The organism is Bradyrhizobium sp. USDA 3650, from assembly GCF_054057395.1.
Genome location: NZ_JBSRZG010000001.1, coordinates 3,121,157 through 3,140,580, shown reverse-complemented (window position 1 = coordinate 3,140,580; position 19,424 = coordinate 3,121,157). Strand labels below are relative to the sequence as shown.

17 protein-coding genes and 5 pseudogenes are annotated in these 19,424 nt (G+C 62.0%); 16 read left to right on the top strand and 6 right to left on the bottom strand.

All coding sequences use genetic code 11. The features are described 5' to 3' along the window. Positions 1–89 precede the first annotated feature (89 nt). The 3 genes and pseudogenes from ACVIN2_RS14595 to ACVIN2_RS14585 all read left to right on the top strand — a co-directional run. A pseudogene (locus ACVIN2_RS14595) lies at positions 90–870 on the top strand (formyltetrahydrofolate deformylase); the annotation flags it as partial. A gap of 4 nt (positions 871–874) precedes the next feature. Next, positions 875–1,756, top strand: coding sequence for a bifunctional methylenetetrahydrofolate dehydrogenase/methenyltetrahydrofolate cyclohydrolase FolD (gene folD, locus ACVIN2_RS14590; RefSeq protein WP_456766104.1), 882 nt, complete (start codon positions 875–877; stop codon positions 1,754–1,756). A gap of 184 nt (positions 1,757–1,940) precedes the next feature. Continuing rightward, a complete protein-coding gene (locus ACVIN2_RS14585) occupies positions 1,941–2,093 on the top strand; it encodes a hypothetical protein (RefSeq protein WP_456766103.1) in 153 nt (50 codons plus the stop codon). A 1,100-nt stretch (positions 2,094–3,193) separates the two neighbouring features. Here the strand turns inward: ACVIN2_RS14585 and ACVIN2_RS14580 are convergent. Next, positions 3,194–4,738 (bottom strand): acetolactate synthase large subunit, encoded by a 1,545-nt coding sequence (locus ACVIN2_RS14580; protein WP_456769723.1) that lies wholly within the window; start codon positions 4,736–4,738, stop codon positions 3,194–3,196. A gap of 255 nt (positions 4,739–4,993) precedes the next feature. On the opposite strand from ACVIN2_RS14580, the gene ACVIN2_RS14575 reads away from it, so the two are divergent. Further along, positions 4,994–5,200, top strand: a complete 207-nt coding sequence (locus ACVIN2_RS14575; protein ID WP_456766102.1) for a hypothetical protein — start codon at positions 4,994–4,996, stop codon at positions 5,198–5,200. A gap of 286 nt (positions 5,201–5,486) precedes the next feature. Here the strand turns inward: ACVIN2_RS14575 and ACVIN2_RS14570 are convergent, their stop codons facing one another. The 3 genes and pseudogenes from ACVIN2_RS14570 to ACVIN2_RS14560 all read right to left on the bottom strand — a co-directional run bounded on the left by ACVIN2_RS14570 (position 5,487) and on the right by ACVIN2_RS14560 (position 7,278). Beyond that, the gene (locus ACVIN2_RS14570) at positions 5,487–5,720 is read right to left on the bottom strand and encodes a hypothetical protein (RefSeq protein ID WP_456766101.1); all 234 of its coding nucleotides are present in this window, start codon (positions 5,718–5,720) and stop codon (positions 5,487–5,489) included. Between the two features lie 80 nt (positions 5,721–5,800). Beyond that, positions 5,801–6,214 (bottom strand): annotated as a pseudogene (locus tag ACVIN2_RS14565) (NUDIX hydrolase); the annotation flags it as partial. Between the two features lie 809 nt (positions 6,215–7,023). Beyond that, positions 7,024–7,278: a hypothetical protein gene (locus ACVIN2_RS14560; protein ID WP_456766100.1), complete on the bottom strand. Its 255-nt coding sequence runs from the start codon at positions 7,276–7,278 to the stop codon at positions 7,024–7,026. Between the two features lie 226 nt (positions 7,279–7,504). On the opposite strand from ACVIN2_RS14560, the gene ACVIN2_RS14555 reads away from it, so the two are divergent. From ACVIN2_RS14555 to ACVIN2_RS14535, 5 genes are all read left to right on the top strand, one after another. After that, positions 7,505–8,758 (top strand): sarcosine oxidase subunit beta family protein, encoded by a 1,254-nt coding sequence (locus tag ACVIN2_RS14555; protein ID WP_456766099.1) that lies wholly within the window; start codon positions 7,505–7,507, stop codon positions 8,756–8,758. Positions 8,759–8,830: 72 nt separating this feature from the next. Continuing rightward, complete coding sequence (locus tag ACVIN2_RS14550; RefSeq protein ID WP_456766098.1) at positions 8,831–9,133, top strand: sarcosine oxidase subunit delta; 303 nt, start codon at positions 8,831–8,833, stop codon at positions 9,131–9,133. Then, positions 9,130–12,144 (top strand): sarcosine oxidase subunit alpha, encoded by a 3,015-nt coding sequence (locus tag ACVIN2_RS14545; protein ID WP_456766097.1) that lies wholly within the window; start codon positions 9,130–9,132, stop codon positions 12,142–12,144. Before ACVIN2_RS14550 ends, ACVIN2_RS14545 begins: the two co-directional genes overlap by 4 nt. After that, positions 12,141–12,665: a sarcosine oxidase subunit gamma gene (locus ACVIN2_RS14540; RefSeq protein ID WP_456766096.1), complete on the top strand. Its 525-nt coding sequence runs from the start codon at positions 12,141–12,143 to the stop codon at positions 12,663–12,665. Before ACVIN2_RS14545 ends, ACVIN2_RS14540 begins: the two co-directional genes overlap by 4 nt. A 250-nt stretch (positions 12,666–12,915) precedes the next feature. Beyond that, positions 12,916–13,194: a hypothetical protein gene (locus tag ACVIN2_RS14535; RefSeq protein ID WP_456766095.1), complete on the top strand. Its 279-nt coding sequence runs from the start codon at positions 12,916–12,918 to the stop codon at positions 13,192–13,194. 209 nt (positions 13,195–13,403) lie between these two features. Here ACVIN2_RS14535 and ACVIN2_RS14530 read toward each other — a convergent pair whose 3' ends face one another. Then, positions 13,404–14,030 (bottom strand): TetR/AcrR family transcriptional regulator, encoded by a 627-nt coding sequence (locus tag ACVIN2_RS14530; RefSeq protein ID WP_456769722.1) that lies wholly within the window; start codon positions 14,028–14,030, stop codon positions 13,404–13,406. A 145-nt stretch (positions 14,031–14,175) separates the two neighbouring features. On the opposite strand from ACVIN2_RS14530, the gene ACVIN2_RS14525 reads away from it, so the two are divergent. Beyond that, positions 14,176–16,212, top strand: a complete 2,037-nt coding sequence (locus tag ACVIN2_RS14525; protein WP_456766094.1) for an oxidoreductase — start codon at positions 14,176–14,178, stop codon at positions 16,210–16,212. Positions 16,213–16,513: 301 nt separating this feature from the next. Then, a pseudogene (gene gfa / locus ACVIN2_RS14520) lies at positions 16,514–17,084 on the top strand (S-(hydroxymethyl)glutathione synthase). A gap of 107 nt (positions 17,085–17,191) precedes the next feature. Here the strand turns inward: gfa and ACVIN2_RS14515 are convergent. Beyond that, positions 17,192–17,374, bottom strand: a complete 183-nt coding sequence (locus ACVIN2_RS14515; protein ID WP_456766093.1) for a hypothetical protein — start codon at positions 17,372–17,374, stop codon at positions 17,192–17,194. 70 nt (positions 17,375–17,444) lie between these two features. Between ACVIN2_RS14515 and nadA the strand changes: the two are divergent. The 5 genes and pseudogenes from nadA to ACVIN2_RS14490 form a co-directional block, all read left to right on the top strand. Continuing rightward, a pseudogene (gene nadA / locus ACVIN2_RS14510) lies at positions 17,445–17,783 on the top strand (quinolinate synthase NadA); the annotation flags it as partial. A 153-nt stretch (positions 17,784–17,936) separates the two neighbouring features. Beyond that, complete coding sequence (locus ACVIN2_RS14505; RefSeq protein ID WP_456766092.1) at positions 17,937–18,158, top strand: FAD-binding protein; 222 nt, start codon at positions 17,937–17,939, stop codon at positions 18,156–18,158. A 19-nt stretch (positions 18,159–18,177) separates the two neighbouring features. Further along, on the top strand, positions 18,178–18,393 hold the full coding sequence (locus tag ACVIN2_RS14500) for a hypothetical protein (protein WP_456766091.1): 216 nt from the start codon (positions 18,178–18,180) through the stop codon (positions 18,391–18,393). Positions 18,394–18,441: 48 nt separating this feature from the next. Further along, positions 18,442–18,819: pseudogene (locus ACVIN2_RS14495) on the top strand (FAD-binding protein); the annotation flags it as partial. Between the two features lie 300 nt (positions 18,820–19,119). After that, positions 19,120–19,236, top strand: coding sequence for a hypothetical protein (locus tag ACVIN2_RS14490; protein WP_456769721.1), 117 nt, complete (start codon positions 19,120–19,122; stop codon positions 19,234–19,236). Positions 19,237–19,424 lie beyond the last annotated feature (188 nt).

Genomic DNA, 19,424 nt, shown 5'->3' with positions numbered 1-19,424 from the left:
CTGGCTGGTTCGGTGACTGCGCCTAGCCTGCATGGGCATGAGCCTCCGAAGCGTTTCGCCGTCATGGTGGTGTAGGGGTATGCAACCACCTCTTCGAAGTTGCCTGCAACATACTGGAAGCCCAGCAGTTCGACGATGTGAACGGCGGTCTGTTCTTCGCCGGACGCTTTCATCCTGTGGACGGCAAAAACTCACGCTAGCAAGATTGCGTCATGGCTCTGCCTCAACAGCTGACCGGCTGGAGCTCAAATGGTCCATCCGGTCCCGCTCTGAACTTCGACGCGTCCTCCTACTGGTCTCCAAATTCGACCATTGCCTCGCCGACCTGCTGTATCGATGGCGGATCGGTGAAATCCCCATAGAGATTACCGTGATTATTTCCCATCCTCGCGAGGCCTATCGGCACCTTGATTTCGATGGGATCATTTTTCATTACCTCCCGATTACGCGGGAAACCAAGGCGCAGCAGGAGGCGCAAATCTTGCAGCTCGTAGAGGTCACAGGCACTGAAACCGTCGTGCTCGCCCGCTATATGCAGGTGCTCTCGGACGATATGTCCGTGGCGCTGTCTGGGCGATGCATAAACATCCATCACTCCTTCCTGCCCGGCTCAAAGGCGCGAAGCCGTACCAGCAAGCATATGAGCGGGGAGTGAAATTGATTGGCGCGACGGCTCATATGTCACCGCAGACCTTGATGAAAGCCCGATCATCGAGCAGGGCGGCGAGCGCATAAGCCTTAGATTCTGCTGAGGACATCGTCCGCAAGGGCCGGGATATTGAGCGACGGGTTCTCGCCCGCGCTCTGGCCTGGTATCTCGAGGACAGGGTTCTATTGAACGGAAGCAAGACAGTTGTCTTCAAGGATTAATCCCATGGTGGAAACCAAACTGATCGACGGCAAAGCGATCGCAGCTCAGCTGCGGGAGCGTCTCAAGGACCAGATCGCCCGACTCCCGGTCGGCGGAAAACCTGGCTTAGCGGTTGTTCTCGTTGGCGAGGACCCCGCGAGCCAGGTCTACGTACGGAATAAGTTGAGACAAACCGTCGAAGTCGGCATGCAATCCTTCGAACATCGCATGCCGGCCGAAGTTTCTGAGGACCAACTTCTCGACTTGGTACGCGAGCTGAACAGAGACAGGCAAGTACACGGCATCCTTGTGCAGCTGCCCTTGCCGAAGCACATCGACGCCCAAAGAATATTGTCCGAAATCGATCTAGACAAAGACGTCGACGGGTTCCATCCCGTGAACGCTGGAAGGTTGTCGCTCGGGCTAGACGGTTTCGTCCCTTGCACGCCTGTTGGCTGCAATATTCTGCTCAAACAAACCCTTGGTGATTTGGCAGGCAGGCGAGCAATTATAATTGGCAGGTCCAACATCGTCGGAAAACCAATAGCGCAGCTTCTCCTTAGGGAGAACTGCACGGTAGTGATTGCACATTCGAGAACGCGTGACCTTGCCGACGAATGTCGACGGGCCGACATTCTCGTGGCCGCGGTGGGCCAACCTGAATTCGTTAAAGGCGATTGGATCAAAGTCGGCGCTACCGTCCTGGATGTTGGGATCAATAGGGTCGCATTTGCCGATGGCCCGAAACTGGTCGGCGACGTTGCCTTTAACGAGGCTATCGGCAGGGCGGCATACCTTTCCCCGGTTCCTGGAGGCGTTGGCCCGATGACCATCGCATGCCTCCTCGCGAACACTTGGAAGGCCTATCGGGCGACGTCTCAGACGTTAGGCCCTCCTATCCTTTGAAAGGGATATGCGACAGCCTAGCGTCCGGATCAGCCGCCACGTCGGAAGCCTAGCTCCATCATCAGCCAGTCATCCATACGATGGGGGTGACTGGGGCGGTGCTGGCGCAGGCCGTTAAGGTCGCCGACCGCTGGCACCTGATGGAGAATGCCGTCGTGCCTTCCTCGATGCCGTAAGCAAGTCGATGTACCAGATCCGCAGCACTATCGGCGCCGCTGTGGTCAATCGTCCGCTTCTGAAGGCGCCGGAGAAGCTGCAATGTGACGAATATCTGCGGCGCGAGGAGATAAACGCAGCGGTCCTCGCTCCGTGGCAGAAGGGCGTGCCGATCAAGTAGGTTGTCAAGCGCACCGGGTATTACTGGATCGTTCGAGGCGAACGCAGCACGTGTTTCGGGCTCGGCAAAGTTATTTGGATGCTCACTTGCCCTGGCTCGAGGCGCAATGGGACGCGGGAGCGCGAAACGCAGCCGCTCTCTGGCGCACGATGAAGCCGAAAGGCTTTCGATGAACACGCGGCTAGTCGTCGGGCGCGTCTCCTGGCCGCAACGCACTGCGGCCTCAAGGCGATCTCGGAATGGGCGCGCCGCCGACCTGCCAAAAGGGCGGATGAGAGCAGCCCGGCGCGAGTCCAGTCGGCCCGGACCATCGCCCGGTCGATGACCACCGGTCCGCAAAGGCTGAAACTGTCACGATCGCGGCGATCGAGAACGGTGTGCGGTCGTTGCCGACTATGGCGCGATTGCACCTCCAATAGCATGGTCGCTTCCTTGCGAAGGGCGTCCGCCCGAACGAAGCCGCTGTGGGAGCACCGACCGTCTGCACCTGGTCAACATTCAGGCCGAAGCCCGGATTACCCGGCTCAAGCTAGTCAAACGCCAGATGTACAGCCGGGGGGAACATCGATCTCCTCCAGGTGCGGCTTTACGGTGCCCCGTGACTGAAGACCTCGGTGAAACTCGTCAGAGCCAGAGTTCAGTGGCGAGAATCTAACCGGAGATACTTGCAGAAGTGCCCGCTTTAGCGTCACAACCCAAGCCTATATCATTCTGCCCAGTCGAATTTTCGTTTGTGCCTTCACTTCGCCGTCACGATCTCATGTCGATAAGCATCGTTCAGCTACTTGATCCGCGTCGAGCGCTCACCCACGAGCCGATCGCGCCGCGATCTTCGCCGTTCAGGCGTCTTAGCCTGTGAATATCACAATCGGTCCCCCGGATTCATGCGTCTGATGTCGTAGTCGCTTCGGGCGGGATCCAGCGAAGCTCTCCCCATTGTTGGCCATCCCAGCGGAACCACGATCCGACTGCGATTAGATGCCCGGCGGCTCTTGTGAGCTTGGCTTTCTGAAGGCCATCGCTCATTCCTTAGGGACACTGGCGGTCGAGAGCCTACAGGTGATGAAAACACAGGTGCCGATCGGAGCATCGGCGATGCCCTAAATCAGGACTTCGATCAGACAAGGTCCAGACGATTGCACCGCTTCCGCGAGGGCTTTGTTGAATTCGTCCGCCGTTTGAACCGCACAACCGGGCACACCCAAACCTTTTGCGAGCGCCACGAAATCGATTGTGGGCCGGTCGATGCCAAGCATATCGCGGGCACGCTTGCCAGGCTCACCGGCGCCTACGTTGTCGAATTCACCACGCAAGATATTATAATTCCTGTTGGCGAACACGATCGTAACGACGTCGAGCCCCTCGCGCGCTTGCGTCCATAGCGACTGAAACGTGTACATCGCGCTGCCGTCGCCGACCATGCAAAAGACCTTCCGATTAGGACAGGCCACCGCGGCACCTGTAGCGACCGGCGTCGAATAGCCGATTGCCCCACCCATGTCTTGCAGCCAGTCATGCGGAGGGGCGGCCGCCGTCGGAGGGAAGAAGCCCCGACCGGTGGTGATCGACTCATCTGCAACGATGGCGTTTTCCGGGATCGCGCACGCGATGGCCTGCGCGATGGCTGCCAGCGTTAAGGGGCCGGTAGGTTTGACCAACTCGTCAAGCCGCTGCAACTTGACGTCCTTGGGGGTCGCCCCGATCGCCAATGCGAGAGCTTCGAGAGCCTCAACGGATTGCTCGCCCCAGTTGGTCAAGCGATGCACCTCGCAGTCCTCGGCTTTGAGATAACTCGGCTTGTTCGGATAGGCGAAGAACGCGACGGGATTGTTGGACTCTACCAGGATGATGTGCTTGAAACCCTTCAAGGTTTCGATCGCATGGTCGACCGCATATGGAACCCTGCCAACGTAAAAGCGGTTGCGGCCGCGCGCCATCCGTTGGTGACAGGTCTCTCCCAACACTGCACAGCCGCTCTTGCCGGCAATACGCTCCGCGAGGGCCAGCCCCCGTTCGCAGAGCGAGCTGCCAGCGACGAGCAGGAGAGTGGAGCTCCCCTCCCGGTGGAGGATGCGTGCGGCCGTTTCGACGGCTTGAGGATCGAAGCTTCGCGGCTTGTCCTCGGGTACCTTAGCCGAGCCCTCAGCCTCGTTCCAAGCCGTATCGGCCGGCAGGATCAGGGTCGCTATCTGCGGTGGCGCGCCTCTGGCGGCGGCGATAGCCGCAGCCCCGTCCGCCGCGACCGACCTCGCGCTCGGTGAGGTTCGGATCCAGTCTGACATCGGCCGTGCCAGGCCTTCGATATCCGACGTTAGCGGTGCGTTATGTGCGATGTGATGAGTCGCATGCTGACCGACGATGTTAATGACGCCGGAATGAGCCTTCTTAGCGTTGTGAAGATTGGCGAGCCCATTGGCCAAGCCGGGGCCAAGGTGCAGCAGGGTTGAGGCCGGGGTGCCCTTCATGCGAAAGTAGCCATCCGCAGCTCCCGTCACTACGCCCTCGAAGAGGCCAAGGACGCAGCGCATGCCCTCGACCCGGTCGAGAGCGGCTACGAAGTGCATCTCCGATGTGCCTGGGTTAGCGAAGCAGACCTCAACTCCGCCGTTCACTAAGGTTCTGACCAGGCTTTCCGCACCGTTCATTTCAAACTGCTCCTCGTTAAGCTTGATTTGACTATTTGTCAAAATATGTCATTTTGTCAACAGTGGAGTGCCGGTGAAAGCCGCGCCGGTCAAAGCCTGGGTTGCACCGGCAGCTCGGCTTCGCGTGGCCAAGTACGACGACCACCGCGTTTGTACCACCACGCGGGGTTTACTTCCGCGACGGCGTGGAGCAACACCGCTCGACTTTGGTCGATCGGGGCGGCCGTTCGGCGCGAATAGCCGTCAGGTGGCGCTATGGGCGCCGTGCCCATCACAACAAGCGCGGCCGGCCTGGGCGCGAATGAGGTGGTGGACGTGACGATGGTGCCGCCGCATGCGCGCGAAAGCGGTACAGGTATCAGTCGCCGCGTCGAGGACCTGCGCTCCGCCCTGACAGGAGTGGCTGCCGGCGTGACGGCGCACACTTTCGTGGAATCAGCTCAGTTGGCCTGCCGATACTGATGACGAGGAGGGCGGTGCCCTGCTTGAATCCCGGTATGGCGGCACCGGGCATGCGGTCGAATGTTTCGTTGATGATCATCTGCCCGTGAAGACATGGCGGGGCATTGCCCGAGGTTCCTTGTAGCGGTCGCGGTAGTCCTTTGCGGCTTGGCTGTCCGACGGCTCGAAGCCTAGCCATTGTGAAAGGGCCGGCAATTCTCGTTTGCAGATACGCTTAGCCACTGAAGTCCGGCTAGAAGGGCAATTCCTGCCTTGTCCCTTGGGCGCGCGTTGTGGGTCGAGCCGGTCAAGCAGACATGGTCAGGCCGGCCGTCGAGAAGTCCTTCGTTCCGCTCTTCCGAATTTTGAAGTCATAGGTGCCCGGAGCATGGGAACGTCCGACCTCGGCAAAATCTAGTAGGAGGGTCTTAGAAGCCGAAGCGACCTCAAGGTCATTGTGGCTCGTGATCGAGAAGATACGATTCTGAGCATCTAAGGTCTTTCTGTCTTGGAAGGTCACGCGCTGCAGCAGCTCGAGCATCCTATCCGTAACGTTCGCGTAAGCCTCGAAATACTTTGCCAGCTCACGCCCGTGTTCAACGCCAGGCAAAGTGAGGCTGCTCAACGTCGTAGACGCGAGTTTTTCGTCCGAGAAGGAGCTCTCTGAACTGAAATACCATGGCCGCAGCAGGAGCGTAGAGATGACTGCCGTTCAGTGCGATGCGCAACCCGGGACGGTCGCTTTCTTCCTACCTGGAACCACTCGCAAACGTCGTCGGTACATAGGTGCTCTAGCGATACGGTGAAAGCACTTGCCAACTCGGATTGTTGTAGATCGAAAGATCCTCTCCAGGGCACCGCCCATAAGACGACAGGGCTGATCCTGTAACCAGAGCGCGTCACATAATCGTCCAGGCGACCTAAAAAGTCCCGCTTTCGAACAAGGACACCTGTCTCTTCAGCCAGCTCCTTCCGAGCTGTGGAATCTACGCTCTCGCCGGCCTCGCATCGTCCACCAGGCAGGGCCCATTGTCCGGGATGTACGAAGCCGGCTCGCCCGTTCGACCACTACGATGGCGGGTGACGCTTTAACGTCAACGATCGCGATCGCAACTGCGGCATCCTTCACCGAGGGATGGTTGGGCTGGATGCGGGGTGCGAAAGTAGCGCAAGCGTCCGCCAGAACCATCTCGCAGCTCTTTCTAAGGCCGGCTCCATATCGGTGCGGGGCTACACGTCATGCATAACACTCATGCAGGTGGGTTGATCGTTGCACGATGGCTGCGGCCGCAATCTTGACGACTGAACGGGCGGCGGGGCCGCCTCGCATACAACTGCAAACGACGACGAGGGCGATAGTCGCATTTCTGCGTCACGAGAGCTGTCCCTCGACGAAGTCTGCAGTCAGGAACAGCCAAGTCAAACGCTGAGCGTACTAGCTCCGGCCGCCAGAGCCATTCCTGCCAATAGAAGCGTTTGCATAAATTCTCCATTGCGCGCCCCTCTGCGCCAAATTGATCGTCGCTCATCATAGCTTGGCGGCGAGGGTTGACATTTTGTCAATCTACGTCATTTTGTCAATCGCAAAGGGCGCTACGCAGATGTGTCGAGCAACAACCGGCGTATATGCAGCCTAGTGGCTAATGCCGACCGCTGGAAGGAGTGATGCACGATCGATGCTACGAATCGGATTTCTGTATGAGCTGGCAGGGCCAGGAACTCGCGCTGCCGATGGGGCCGTCCTCTGCACCGCCGGTGCGCCGGCGGTCGTGCGATCCCTACAGAGCACAATCGCGCGCGGCACAGCCGACCCCCAGCTCCAGGCGCACTTCATTGCCTCGCTCTCATCGAGCGACATGGTCGAACCAGCTCCCGCAGGCGCGATAGCCCTGCATCAATCCAGCCCGGTACAGGGTGATGGTACCGATCCAGACCCCGACCGCCGCCGCACGCCTCAGGAAGCTCACCGTGTCGGGATGCAGATTCTCGATCTCACCAACCATGCCGCCAGCGACCACGAGATGGTCGGATCGCGCCCGGTCGCCCAGGGGTTCCTCCGGCTGGAGGACGATGCCGCAGCTCGAGGCAATGGCCTGCATCGTCGGCGACAAGATGCGCCAGGCGCAGGGAATGAGCCGGTAACCGGTCGCCCTTGTAAGGAAGTTCGCAAAGGCTCAGAGCGTGAACCGGCAAGCTAGGATGAACCGACCGTCAATGCGGCCATTCGCCCTCCATGCCGCCAGCATCCAACACATCTGACGGGTTTATACAGCCCGAACTCGCGCCATTCCGGCATGTAGTTCAGGGAGAATTCGGAAGGTCGGCATGACACACTTCTCTTTTGCTCAGGTCATCAAGGGCGCGCTGGGCGGCCAGAAGAACTGGACGCCCCAGTGGCCGGACGCTCAGCCGAAAGCCGCCTATGACGTGATCATCGTCGGCGCCGGCGGGCACGGCCTCGGCGCGGCCTATTACCTGGCGAAGGAGCACGGGATCATCAATGTCGCGGTGATCGACAAGGGCTGGCTTGGCGGCGGCAATACCGGCCGCAACACCACGATCATCCGCTCGAACTATCTCTACGACGAGAGCGCGCGGCTCTATGATCACGCGCTCGATCTCTGGGAGACGCTCTCCCAGGACCTGAACTACAACGTCATGTATTCCAAGCGTGGCGTGATGATGCTGGCGCACCATGTCCATGACGTTCAATCCTTCCAGCGCCATATCCACTCCAACCGCCTGAACGGCGTGGACAATCAATGGCTGACGGCGAAGGAGGCGAAGCTCTTCTGCCCGCCGCTCGATATCTCGCCCTCGGCACGCTATCCGGTCGTCGGCGCGGCCTTGCAGCGCCGAGCCGGCACCGCCCGGCACGACGCCGTCGCCTGGGGCTATGCCCGCGGCGCAGCCGCGCGCGGCGTCGACATCATCCAGAACTGCCCGGTCACGGCGATCCGCCGCGGCCCGGACGGGCGGGTGATCGGCGTCGAGACGCCGAAGGGCTTCATCGGCGCAAAGAAGGTCGCGGTCTCCGCCGCCGGCCACACCTCGGTCGTGATGGAGACCGCCGGCGTGCGCCTGCCGCTCGAATCCTATCCGCTGCAGGCGCTCGTCTCCGAGCCGATCAAGCCGATCTTTCCCTGCGTCGTCATGTCGAACTCGGTGCATGCCTATATCAGCCAGTCCGACAAGGGTGAGCTCGTCATCGGCTCCGGCACCGACCAGTATGTGAGCTACTCCCAGCGCGGCGGCCTGCCTCTGATCGAGCACACGCTGGCGGCGATCTGCGAGATCTTCCCGATCTTCCGGCGCATGCGGATGCTGCGGAAGTGGGGCGGCATCGTCGACGTGACGCCCGACCGCTCGCCGATTATCGGATTGACGCCGGTCCCGGGCCTCTACGTCAACTGCGGCTGGGGCACCGGCGGCTTTAAGGCGACGCCGGGCTCGGCGCATGTCTTCGCCCATACCATCGCCCGCGATCAGCCGCACCCGATCAATGCCCCGTTCACGCTCGAGCGTTTCACTACCGGCCGGCTGATCGACGAGGCGGCCGCTGCCGCCGTCGCGCACTAGATTTTTGATTTTCCATCGGATTCTTCCGAAAAGTGGATTCCACTTTCCGGTCCGATGCTCTGAGGACCCGCCATGCTGCTGATCCGTTGCCCCTATTGCGAGCAGGACCTGCCCGAGCTTGAGTTCGCCTATGCCGGCGAGGCCCATATCGCCCGACCGCAGGACCCGTCGAAGCTCAGCGACGAGGAATGGCGCGACTTCCTCTTCATCCGCTCGAACCCGCGCGGTGTCCATTTCGAGCGCTGGCGCCACGTCAACGGCTGCGCCCGCTTCTTCAACGCGGCGCGAGAGACCGTCTCTGACCGCTTCCTTCACACTTACAAGGCGGGTGAGGCCCGCCCCGACATCTCCGGCCTGACGGGAGGCACCGAATGACCAGCCACCGCCTCCCCGGCCGCGGCCGCGTCGATCACCGCAAGCCCGTCCGCTTCACCTTCGACGGCAGGAGCTATCAGGGGCTAGCCGGCGATACCCTCGCTTCGGCGCTGCTCGCCAACGGCGTCCACCTGATGGGCCGGTCCTTCAAGTACCACCGCCCCCGCGGCGTGGTGTCTGCCGGCTCCGACGAGCCGAACGCGCTCATGGGCACAAGCCGCGGCCGCGGCCGCTTCGAGCCGAACACCCGCGCGACGATCCAGGAGCTCCGCGATGGTCTCGAGGTGACCAGCCAGAACCGCTGGCCGAGCCTCGCCTTCGACCTCGGAGCGGTCAACGACCGCCTGGGCTCGCTCTTCTCCGCCGGCTTCTACTACAAGACCTTCATGTGGCCCCGCGCCTTCTGGGATCGCGTCTACGAGCCCATCATCCGCAACGCCGCGGGCCTTGGAGTCTCTCCCACCGAGCCCGACGCCGATCGCTATGCCAGCCGCTTCGCCCACACCGACGTGCTCGTGATCGGCGCAGGCACTGCCGGCCTTGCCGCGGCGCTCGCCGCCGGCCAGTCCGGCGCCTCCGTCATCCTCGTCGACGAGACCGCCGAGCCCGGAGGCAGTCTTCTCTCCGAGCCATCGGTGACGATCGACGGCAAACCTGCTTGGGATTGGCTCGCCGCGGTCCTCGCCGAGCTGGCTGCGCTCCCGAATGTCACCATCATGCCGAGGACGACGGCGATCGGTTACTACCACCAGAACTTCATTGGCCTCGCGCAGCGCCTGACCGACCATCTCGCCACCCCGCCCGAAGGCGCACCTCGCGAACGCCTCTGGCGTGTTCGGGCGCGCGAAGTGGTCCTCGCGCAAGGAGCGCTGGAGAAACCCCTCGTCTTCGACGGCAATGATCGCCCCGGCGTGATGCTGGCCGGCGCCGCGCAGACTTATCTTCATCGCTACGGCGTCAGGGTCGGCGACCGCCCGGCCATCATCACCACTCATGACTCGGCCTGGTTCGCGGCCTTCGACCTCGCGGAGGCCGGCGCGAAGCCCACCGCGATCGCCGATATCCGTGCGAGTGTCGACCCGTCCCTTGCGGCTCGTGCTCGCGCCCTCGGCATCGAGACCCTGCTCGGCCATACTGTTACCGGAACCTCGGGACGCCTGCGAGTGAAGTCGCTGCGCGTCAACCGGATCGAGAACGGCGAGGTCGGCGCCGCGCGCACGGTCGCCTGCGACGCGGTCCTAATGTGCGGCGGCTGGACCCCCAGCCTGCATCTCTTCAGCCACACCAAGGGCAGCCTGACCTGGGACGGCGGGCTTCAAGCCTTCCTGCCGGGCGAGAAGACCGAGGCCGTCCACATGGCCGGCGCCTGCCGAGGCCTTTGGGGCATCGCCGCCGTCCTCGACGACGGCGCCGCTGCGGGAGCCGAGGCCGCCCGCGCCGCCGGCCGGGACGCGGCGGCACAGAGCTACACCGTAAACACCGACCGCACCGGCTCGGGCGTCACGCTCACGGAGCTGGCGACTGACCGCGACCCGGGAAGCGCCAAGGCGTTCATCGATTTCCAGAACGACGTCACCGCCAAGGATATCCGCCTCGCGGTCCGCGAGGGCATGCGTTCGATCGAGCACGTCAAGCGCTACACCACCAACGGCATGGCAACGGATCAAGGCAAGATGTCGAACATCAACGGCCTGATGATCGCCGCCGATGCGCTGGGCAAGGAGCCGCCGCAGGTCGGCCTCACAACCTTCCGCCCACCTTACACGCCGACCACCTTCGGCATCTTCGCCGGCTACCACCAGGACGCCACCTTCGAGGTCACGCGCAAGACGCCGATCGACCCATGGGCCGAGGCGCAGGGCGCTGCCTTCGAGCCCGTCGCCCTCTGGCGCCGCGCCTGGTACTTTCCCAAGGCGGGCGAAGACATGCACGCCGCCGTCGCCCGCGAGTGCCGCGCGGTGCGCGCCTCCATCGGCATCTTCGACGCCTCGACGCTCGGCAAGATCGAGGTCGTCGGGCCGGACGCCATCACCTTGATGGAGCGGATGTATACCAACCCCTGGGCGAAGCTCGGAGTCGGGCGCTGCCGCTACGGCCTGCTGCTCGGGGAGGACGGCTTCATCCGCGACGACGGCGTCATCGGCCGGCTGGCGCAGGACCGCTTCCACGTCACCACGACCACCGGCGGCGCCCCCCGCGTCCTCAACACGATGGAGGACTACCTCCAGACTGAATGGCCAGACCTCAAGGTCTGGCTCACCTCCACCACCGAACAATGGGCCGTCATCGCGCTGCAGGGCCCAAACGCGCGCAAGCTGCTCCAGCCCTTCGTCGAGGACCTCGACATCTCCGAAGCCGCTTTCCCGCACATGTCGGTCGCGACCTGCACCGTCGCCGGCTTCCCGGCCCGGCTGTTCCGCGTCTCCTTCACCGGCGAGCTCGGCTTCGAGGTCAACGTTCCCGCCCGCCACGGCCGAGTCCTCTGGGAGAAGCTATGGCAGGCCGGCCAGTCCTACGGCATCACGCCCTATGGCACCGAGACCATGCACGTGCTGCGGGCTGAAAAAGGCTACATCATCATCGGCCGGGACACCGACGGCACGCTGACCCCGGACGATGCCGGCCTCACCTGGGCGATCGGCAAGGCCAAGCCCGACTTCGTTGGCAAGCGCTCGCTCGTGCGCCCCGACATGGTGGCGACGGGCCGCAAGCAGCTCGTGGGCTTGCTGACCGACGACCCTAATATCGTGCTGCAGGAGGGTGCCCAGATCGTCGCCGACCCGAACCAGCCGAAGCCGATGACCATGCTCGGCCATGTGACGTCCTCCTACTGGAGCGAGGCGCTCGGCCGGTCGATCGCCATGGCGGTCATCGCGGACGGCCGCGCCCGCGACGGGCAGACGCTGCACATCCCGATGCCGGACCGGACGCTGACGGCCCGCGTGGTCAAGAGCACGGTCTTCTACGATCCCGAAGGCACACGCCTCAGCGCCCGAGAGGAAACGCCATGAACGTCATGACCGCCTCGTTTGTCCCAGTGACGATCACCGTGCTGCCGCCGACCACCCGGATCTCGCTACGCACCGCCGACCCGGCCGCCACCGGCGCCTGCCTCGGCCTCGAGCTCTCGGCGAGTGTCGGCACCCGCGCAGTTGCCGGCGCCCGCACCGCCCTGTGCCTCGGTCCCGACGAGTGGCTCCTCGAGGCGCCCGAGGCAGAGGCCGCCGCGCTCGCCAAGCCCCTCGCCGAGCTAGCGGCGCGGTTGCCGCTCAGCGCCGTCGAAGTTTCCGACCGCGAGATCACCGTCGCGCTCGCCGGCCCTACCGTCCGCGACCTGCTCAACACCGGCTGCCCGCGCGAGATCGCGAAGCTCGCGGTCGGCTCCGGCTGCCGCACGATTTTCGACACCGTTCAGGTGGTGCTGACCCGCGAGGCCGAGGACCGCTTCCACCTGACGGTCTGGCGCTCTTTCGGGCCCCATCTTCGTACCCTTCTCGACATTGCCGCCCGCGAACTGGCCGTCGGCCTTTGAAAATTGGAGGAATCGCCATGCTCGATACCTCTCCGACCAGGCCGTGCAGCCGCCATCGGCCGCGAGCTTGGCCGCCAGCAGAAGCAGATCGAGCTGATCGCCTCGGAGAATATCGTCTCCATGACCGGTGCGACGACCGTCCACAATCTCGCGTATGGTTATCGGCCAGGGGCCGCCTGGCGGCGGGATTCGCCCTCCTTCAGCCGAGCCAAGTTCATTTAGGCGGTTGAGGAATGGCGGAGTCGTGGCAATGGAGGCGCTTGACCACGATCTCCGAATCGTCTGCCCGCTGAAAAAGCGCGCCTGCTTTCCTGTGATGGGGTCGAATAAAAGCTGGTCGAGCACTAGGTCACCGGAGGAGACTCGCATTTTCGACGCTATGCAGGCGCCTTCGCAACTCGAGGCGGTGAAGCAGGCCGCGAACATCACCGGCGACAGCGGCAAGTTGAAAGTCCGTACGCAGTTGGCCGCGAGCTCGGCTTTTGAAAGCGCGAAGCAGCGCTTCGTCGGCGATTTATTCCGACGCTAATCCGCGCGATCGAGCAGGACATGGGTCGAATACATTCCGCTGTCGTCCAGATCGTCTCGATCGGGAAAGCACTGATGGAACGTTCTTTGGCGGAGATGCACCTCCGGAGGAATGGCCTGAGATCGAGCCTGCGGCTAGGATCGGCTCAGCGATGGCTCCGCCATGCCAGTCGTCAATCCGCAAGTTCCCGCCATTTACGCTCGCCCCACTCAACCGGCATAGCCATGCCGGGCAAAGAAGCGATCGAGCTCCTTTTGCTCCGGTGCCTGGCCGGTGAAGGTCTTCACATATTCGGGAATTCGCTTCATGCGAACGGTAATATCCTCGCGCGTCTGCATAGAAATATATCCGATCTGGACAAGATAAACCGTACGGGAGTGGACTTCCGCCAGCATCTCATCGTGGCCGAAACGTAGGAGCATCCGCTTTAGGGCGTCAAGGCGAAGCACGTCAGCCTTTTGGACTTCCGCGAGTATGTCGGGCGACTGCAGTGCCCAACCTCGGACCGCGTTCTCAAACTGCGAGTCGAATAACTTCTGGTCCAGCCAGCAGTCGAAGACGTTCAGCATTGCCTCGGCGATCGTCTCCGCATAGGCCTCCGACTGCTTGACCAGATTTCCTGTGTTCTTGTCGCGCCAGCGCGAGACCAGGGCTGCGAGAAGTTCCTCGCGATCCTTGAAGAACCAATAGAAGCTCGTCCGCGATAGGTGGAGTTTCTTGGCAAGCGGCAGGATTTTGACCGCGTCTATGCCGGAATCCAGCAAGGAATCGTACGCCGCTTCAACCCAGAGTTCCTCTGATCCGCGCGAGCCGCCGTCACTTACTGTTTGATCCATCACCGTCCCCATAAAGGTTCGTAGACCGCGACGCTTGGAAATGTACATCAATGTTCATGAAGAGGACATAAGAGTCACACAGATTGACACAGGTGTCCATTCTCCGTTAGCGTCACCGATAATTGACTAAGCCGGAGCCCCGCGCATGTCCAACGACCCCCTCCTTCAGCCCTATCGCCTGAAACACCTCACCATGCGCAATCGCATCATCGTGACCTCTCACGAGCCGGCCTATCCGGAGGACGGTATGCCGAAGGAGCGCTATCGGGCCTATACGGTGGAACGGGCGAAGGGCGGCGTCGCCCTGACGATGACGGCCGGCTCCGCGGCGGTCTCCAAAGACAGCCCTCCGGTCTTCAACAACCTGCTTGCCTACAAAGATGAAATCGTGCCGTGGATCAGGCAGATGACGGATGCCGTGCATGAAAACGGTTCGGCCATCATGATCCAATTGACCCATCTCGGCCGGCGTACGCGCTGGGATAAAGGCGACTGGTTTCCCGTGGTGGCTCCGTCCCATCATCGTGAAGCCTCACATCGCGCCTTTCCCAAGAAAATCGAAGACTGGGACATCGAGCGCATCATCAAGGACTTCGCCGACGCCGCAGAGCGCATGAAGGCGGGCGGCATGGACGGCGTCGAACTCGAAGCTTACGGGCACTTGCTCGACCAGTTCGCCTCTCCTCTTACTAATGAGCTCGACGGCCCCTACGGCGGTCCGCTCGAAAACCGCCTACGCTTTTGCATGGATGTGCTGAAGGCTATCCGTTCGCGCGTCGGCGAGAACTTCATCCTCGGCGTGCGATACACGGCCGACGAGTGTCTCCCCGGCGGCAACGGAAAGGCCGAGGGTATCGAAATCTCCAAGCGTCTCAAAGAGAGCGGGCTCATCGACTATTTGAATGTGATCCGCGGCCATATCGATACGGATGCCGGCCTGACGGACGTCATCCCGATTCAAGGCATGGCAAATTCACCGCATCTCGATTTTGCAGGTGAGGTCCGTGCCGCGACAGACTTCCCGACGTTTCATGCCGCGAAAATCCCGGATGTTGCCACCGCCCGGCACGCCATCGTCTCTGGCAAGGTTGACATGATCGGCATGACGCGCGCACACATGACCGATCCGCACATCGTCCGAAAAATCATCGAGCAGCGCGAGGATGACATCCGCCCCTGCGTCGGAGCCAATTACTGTCTTGATCGCATTTACCAGGGCGGCGCGGCCTACTGCATTCACAATGCGGCCACGGGCCGTGAGCTCACCATGCCGCACCAGATAGCCAAGACCGATCAACCCAAGAAGATCGTGGTCGTCGGCGCTGGCCCGGCCGGACTCGAAGCTGCCCGGGTCGCTGGCGAGCGGGGCCACGACGTCGTCGTGTTCGAGGCGGCGGGCCAACCCGGCGGACAGATTCGCCTGACTGCCCAGAGCCCCCGCCGCCGCGAAATGATTAGCATCATCGATTGGCGCATGGCGCAATGCGAGAAGCTCGGCGTACGATTCAATTTCAACACATGGGCGGAAGCAGACACCGTCCTCGCCGAAAATCCCGACGTCGCGATCATTGCGACAGGAGGCCTTCCGCATACAGAAATGTTGTCGAAGGGAAACGAACTCGTCGTGTCAGCCTGGGATATTATTTCAGGCGACGTGAAGCCGGGCGGCAACGTGCTGCTGTTTGACGATGCCGGCGATCATGCCGGCCTGCAGGCAGCCGAGTTCCTGGCGAATGCGGGCGCCAAGGTCGAGGTCATGACGCCCGATCGCTCCTTTGCGCCCGAGGTGATGGCCATGAACCTCGTGCCCTATATGCGCTCACTCCAGAAGCTCGACGTGACCTTCACCGTGACCTTCAGGCTCGCTGGGGTGGAGAAGCAGGACAACCAGCTCATCGCGCATATCGGCAGCGACTATGGCGGTGTCGCAAAGCAGCGCTTCGTCGATCAGGTGGTGATCAATCATGGGACAATCCCGCTCGACGATCTCTATTTCGAGTTGAAGCCGGCCTCGCGCAATCATGGCGAACTCTCCCACGAGCAGCTCATCGCCGGCGTGCCGCAGTCGGTCATCCGCAATCCCGAGGGCAGGTTCCAGCTTTTCCGCATCGGCGATGCCGTAGCGGCCCGAAACACGCACGCGGCGATCTACGATGCGCTTCGCCTGGCCAAGGACATTTGATTCGTCGTTCCGCCGCCTAAGCTGCGATTTGTTCTGTGATTCATCGAACCGAGAACCTGCAACGTTCCCCATCTCGTCAACACGACGAAGTGCGGAGCCGATCAAATTGGCGGCGACCGAATGAGCTCGAACGGATTTATGCGGCCCATGACGGTCCACTCAGACTAAAATCCATGATGGCCATCGCCATTCTTACTTCTTCATCTTTCCTTTGATAGACGATCACGCGGAGAAGCCGAAGAAGTAACCCGGACTTAACATGGCCAAGCGGTCGCCGGCTGAACCAGGGAGAAGAAGGATCATGGAAACTATCGTCATTCATCCGTCGGTCGACCAAGGCTGAATACCTACAGGGGGAGGACGTTCTCCAGAGGCACGCTCGTCTGTGAATGCGTAACTGCTCCTGTGAAGGTAAAGGTCGAGAGCGACATTGCGCATAATCACACGTGCGGCTGCACGAAGTGTTGGAAGCCTTCCGGCGCGGTCTTCTCCGTTGTCGCCGTCGAGTGAGAGCATCGAGGTTACGGAAAATGCAGACAAGCTTGCCATCGTGGACCCGTCGGCTTTGATCCAGCGTCATGCCTGCGAGGCGTGTGGCGTGCACATGCATGGTCCGGTCGAGCGCGACCATCCGTTCAAGGGGCTGTCCTTCATTCATCCCGAGCGTTTCACGGAAAGCGGCTGAGCACCGCCTGGATTTGCGGCGTTCGTTCTCCTCGATCGTTGAGAGTGGCTACGATCTCACGAAGATGGACGAGGTGCGCGCCCGTCTGAAAGACTTGGATCTCGAGCCCTACGATTGCCTGTCTCCGGGGCTAATGGACTATATCGCCACCTGGACCGCTAAGAAGAACGGCGTTCTTCCTGCGTAAGATCAGTCGGGAGCCTTGTCGACGGCAGGGCTCCCGTTCCAGTAAGGGCAGTCCACTGCTGCAAATGGACCATCTTGTCGGATCATCTGATTCTAAGCCCATGGAATTTAGGACGAACTTCCCGATTTCCAGGACGATCGCGATCGTAACGGTGGATCGGCATCCAGCGTGTGCCACCGTCTTTTCTTGCCCAGGTACTTTTCGCCTGGCGCAATCTTCAGGTTCAGGAGGGGCTCGGCAGTGATCCGCACGCCGGCGTCGTCCGGCAGAACTGCAAGAACGATGATCACGATTGACTCATGGGTGCAGCTCGCTGGCTTCCAAAAAATGTCTGTCCAGCTTATCCTTGAACTGCGATAGAACCATCCCGGCGTGACGGTGCTCGCCCATCCCGAACACCCATCCGAGGTGGTCGCCGAGGCCATTTTCGCCGGCTGGACCGCTGGCGTGCCCGCCTATGTCGAACGACACAAGGCGGCTTGCGTGGTGCTGATGACCGAGTGCTCGATGAGCGACAACGTCGCGCTCCAGCATCCCGACGTCGAGTTCATCCGCCCCTGCAATCTGTGCCCGCACATGAAGCGGATCACGCTCGCCAATATCCGTGAGTCCCTCGAACAAAACCGCCATGTTGTCTCCGTCGACGCGGAATTCGCCGGGCAGGAGCAGTTGGCCGTCGAGCGGATGATTGCCGTATGAGTGTGGATGTTAGTCGTCCAGTCATTATCGGCGGCGGCATTGCCGGATTGCTGACCGCAGTGCATCTCGCGCCAGAACCGGCGCTCCTCCTGTCGAAAGCTCCGCTGAACCGAAGCGTTCAGCGTCTGGGCGCAAGGTGGCCTCGCCGCCGCCATGGGCGATGACGACGATCCGTCCTTGCACCTGGCGGACACCCTCGCGGCCGGCGGTGGCCTCTGCGACCCGAATTTAGCCAAATGCATCCTCGATGCGGGACCCGCCGCGATTGAGGCGCTGGCCGCATTCGGCGTTCACTTCGATCGCACCGAACAGGGGAGACTGCGCCTGGCTCTGGAAGCCGCGCATATCCGGCGACGCATCATTCATGCCGAGTGACGGCAGCGGACGGGAAATCATGCGCGCGCTGATCGGGGCCGTGTGGTCGACGCCTTCGATCGTGATCATCGAAGGCATGGATGTGCGTCGGCTCGGAATGGTGGACAACACGGTTGATGGAGTTTGGGCGAATTGTCCAGGAAGGGAAGGCGTTCTTTGCATCGCGGCAAGTCGTATTGGCCAGCGGTGGGGTCGGCGGCCTGTTTTGGAAACTACCAATCCGTTGGGCAACTGAGGACAGGGTCTCGCGCTCGCTGCGCGCGCGGGTGCCTTTCTAGCTGATCTGGAGTTCGTCCAGTTTCATCCGACAGCGCTCGAAGGCTCGGGAAGTCCGATGGCGTTGATTCGCGGCGAAGGAGCTATCCTCGTCAACGAAGTCGGCCAGCGCTTTCTCGCAGGTGTCGATGGCTCGGAGCTCGCACCGCGCGACGTCGCTGCTCGTGCCGTCTGGAAACAGCTCGCAAGCGGCCATGGTGTTTCTCGATGCCCGCGAGAAGCTCGGTCCAGCCTTCTCAGCACTTCCCGCAATTGCGGCGGCTTGCGGAAAGATCGACCTTGACCCGGGGCGGGACCTCATCCGATCCGCCCCGCCCAGCATTACCACATGGGCGGTGTCGCCGTTGATAGAGCAGGTCGTAGCTCCATCGACGGGCTCTGGGCATGCGGCGAGGTCGCATCGACCGGGCTGCATGGTGCCAACAGGCTCGCCAGTAATTCCCTGACACAGGCCATCGATTGCTGGCGCTGGGTCGCTGAGGATCTCGCGGGTATCGCTGCGCGTCCTAGCCGGCACCTCCCGGCACACTTTGCCGTTTCGGCCCATTCAGCCCCCGTTCGTGCGGTTGTTTCGCGTGCGTTTAGCGTTGTGCGCGATGAAGATACCCTGGCGACTGCCGCGCGGGCTTTATCGCCGCCGGCGGAGCGCGAAGACGCGGCCTCGGATCCAGCAGCAGTCGGCTTGATGATCGCGGCTGCCGCCCTGCTTCGACAGGAAAACCGCGGCGCCCATTATCGAGCCGACGTCCCGCATCAGGCACCCGTCGCCACGCGCTCCAAAATGACTCTGGCACGGCCCTGACGGTCGCACGATCCCTCGGCGGCACGCCGGCACTGGAGAGTCTCTCGGCATGACCGACATTTCACCGCTACCGACGATCACGCTGAAGCCTTTGGTTCGAAACTCCCTCCTCGAAGATCTGGGCCGGGCCGGCACTCTGACCATAGATGCGATCGTCCCGAAGGAGCAGCGCGTCAAGACCGTTCTCG

Excerpts from the sequence above, each read along its gene's own strand:
- ACVIN2_RS14580 (WP_456769723.1), bottom strand. The coding sequence starts at position 4,738 with ATGAACGGTGCGGAAAGCCTGGTCAGAACCTTAGTGAACGGCGGAGTT.
- ACVIN2_RS14525 (WP_456766094.1), top strand. The coding sequence starts at position 14,176 with ATGTCCAACGACCCCCTCCTTCAGCCCTATCGCCTGAAACACCTCACC.
- folD (WP_456766104.1), top strand. The coding sequence starts at position 875 with ATGGTGGAAACCAAACTGATCGACGGCAAAGCGATCGCAGCTCAGCTG.
- ACVIN2_RS14530 (WP_456769722.1), bottom strand. The coding sequence starts at position 14,030 with ATGGATCAAACAGTAAGTGACGGCGGCTCGCGCGGATCAGAGGAACTC.
- ACVIN2_RS14545 (WP_456766097.1), top strand. The coding sequence starts at position 9,130 with ATGACCAGCCACCGCCTCCCCGGCCGCGGCCGCGTCGATCACCGCAAG.
- ACVIN2_RS14575 (WP_456766102.1), top strand. The coding sequence starts at position 4,994 with ATGGGCGCCGTGCCCATCACAACAAGCGCGGCCGGCCTGGGCGCGAAT.
- ACVIN2_RS14535 (WP_456766095.1), top strand. The coding sequence starts at position 12,916 with ATGGAGGCGCTTGACCACGATCTCCGAATCGTCTGCCCGCTGAAAAAG.
- ACVIN2_RS14570 (WP_456766101.1), bottom strand. The coding sequence starts at position 5,720 with ATGCTCGAGCTGCTGCAGCGCGTGACCTTCCAAGACAGAAAGACCTTA.
- ACVIN2_RS14585 (WP_456766103.1), top strand. The coding sequence starts at position 1,941 with ATGTACCAGATCCGCAGCACTATCGGCGCCGCTGTGGTCAATCGTCCG.
- ACVIN2_RS14540 (WP_456766096.1), top strand. The coding sequence starts at position 12,141 with ATGAACGTCATGACCGCCTCGTTTGTCCCAGTGACGATCACCGTGCTG.
- ACVIN2_RS14560 (WP_456766100.1), bottom strand. The coding sequence starts at position 7,278 with ATGCAGGCCATTGCCTCGAGCTGCGGCATCGTCCTCCAGCCGGAGGAA.
- ACVIN2_RS14505 (WP_456766092.1), top strand. The coding sequence starts at position 17,937 with ATGGGCGATGACGACGATCCGTCCTTGCACCTGGCGGACACCCTCGCG.
- ACVIN2_RS14490 (WP_456769721.1), top strand. The coding sequence starts at position 19,120 with ATGATCGCGGCTGCCGCCCTGCTTCGACAGGAAAACCGCGGCGCCCAT.
- ACVIN2_RS14550 (WP_456766098.1), top strand. The coding sequence starts at position 8,831 with ATGCTGCTGATCCGTTGCCCCTATTGCGAGCAGGACCTGCCCGAGCTT.
- ACVIN2_RS14555 (WP_456766099.1), top strand. The coding sequence starts at position 7,505 with ATGACACACTTCTCTTTTGCTCAGGTCATCAAGGGCGCGCTGGGCGGC.
- ACVIN2_RS14500 (WP_456766091.1), top strand. The coding sequence starts at position 18,178 with ATGCGCGCGCTGATCGGGGCCGTGTGGTCGACGCCTTCGATCGTGATC.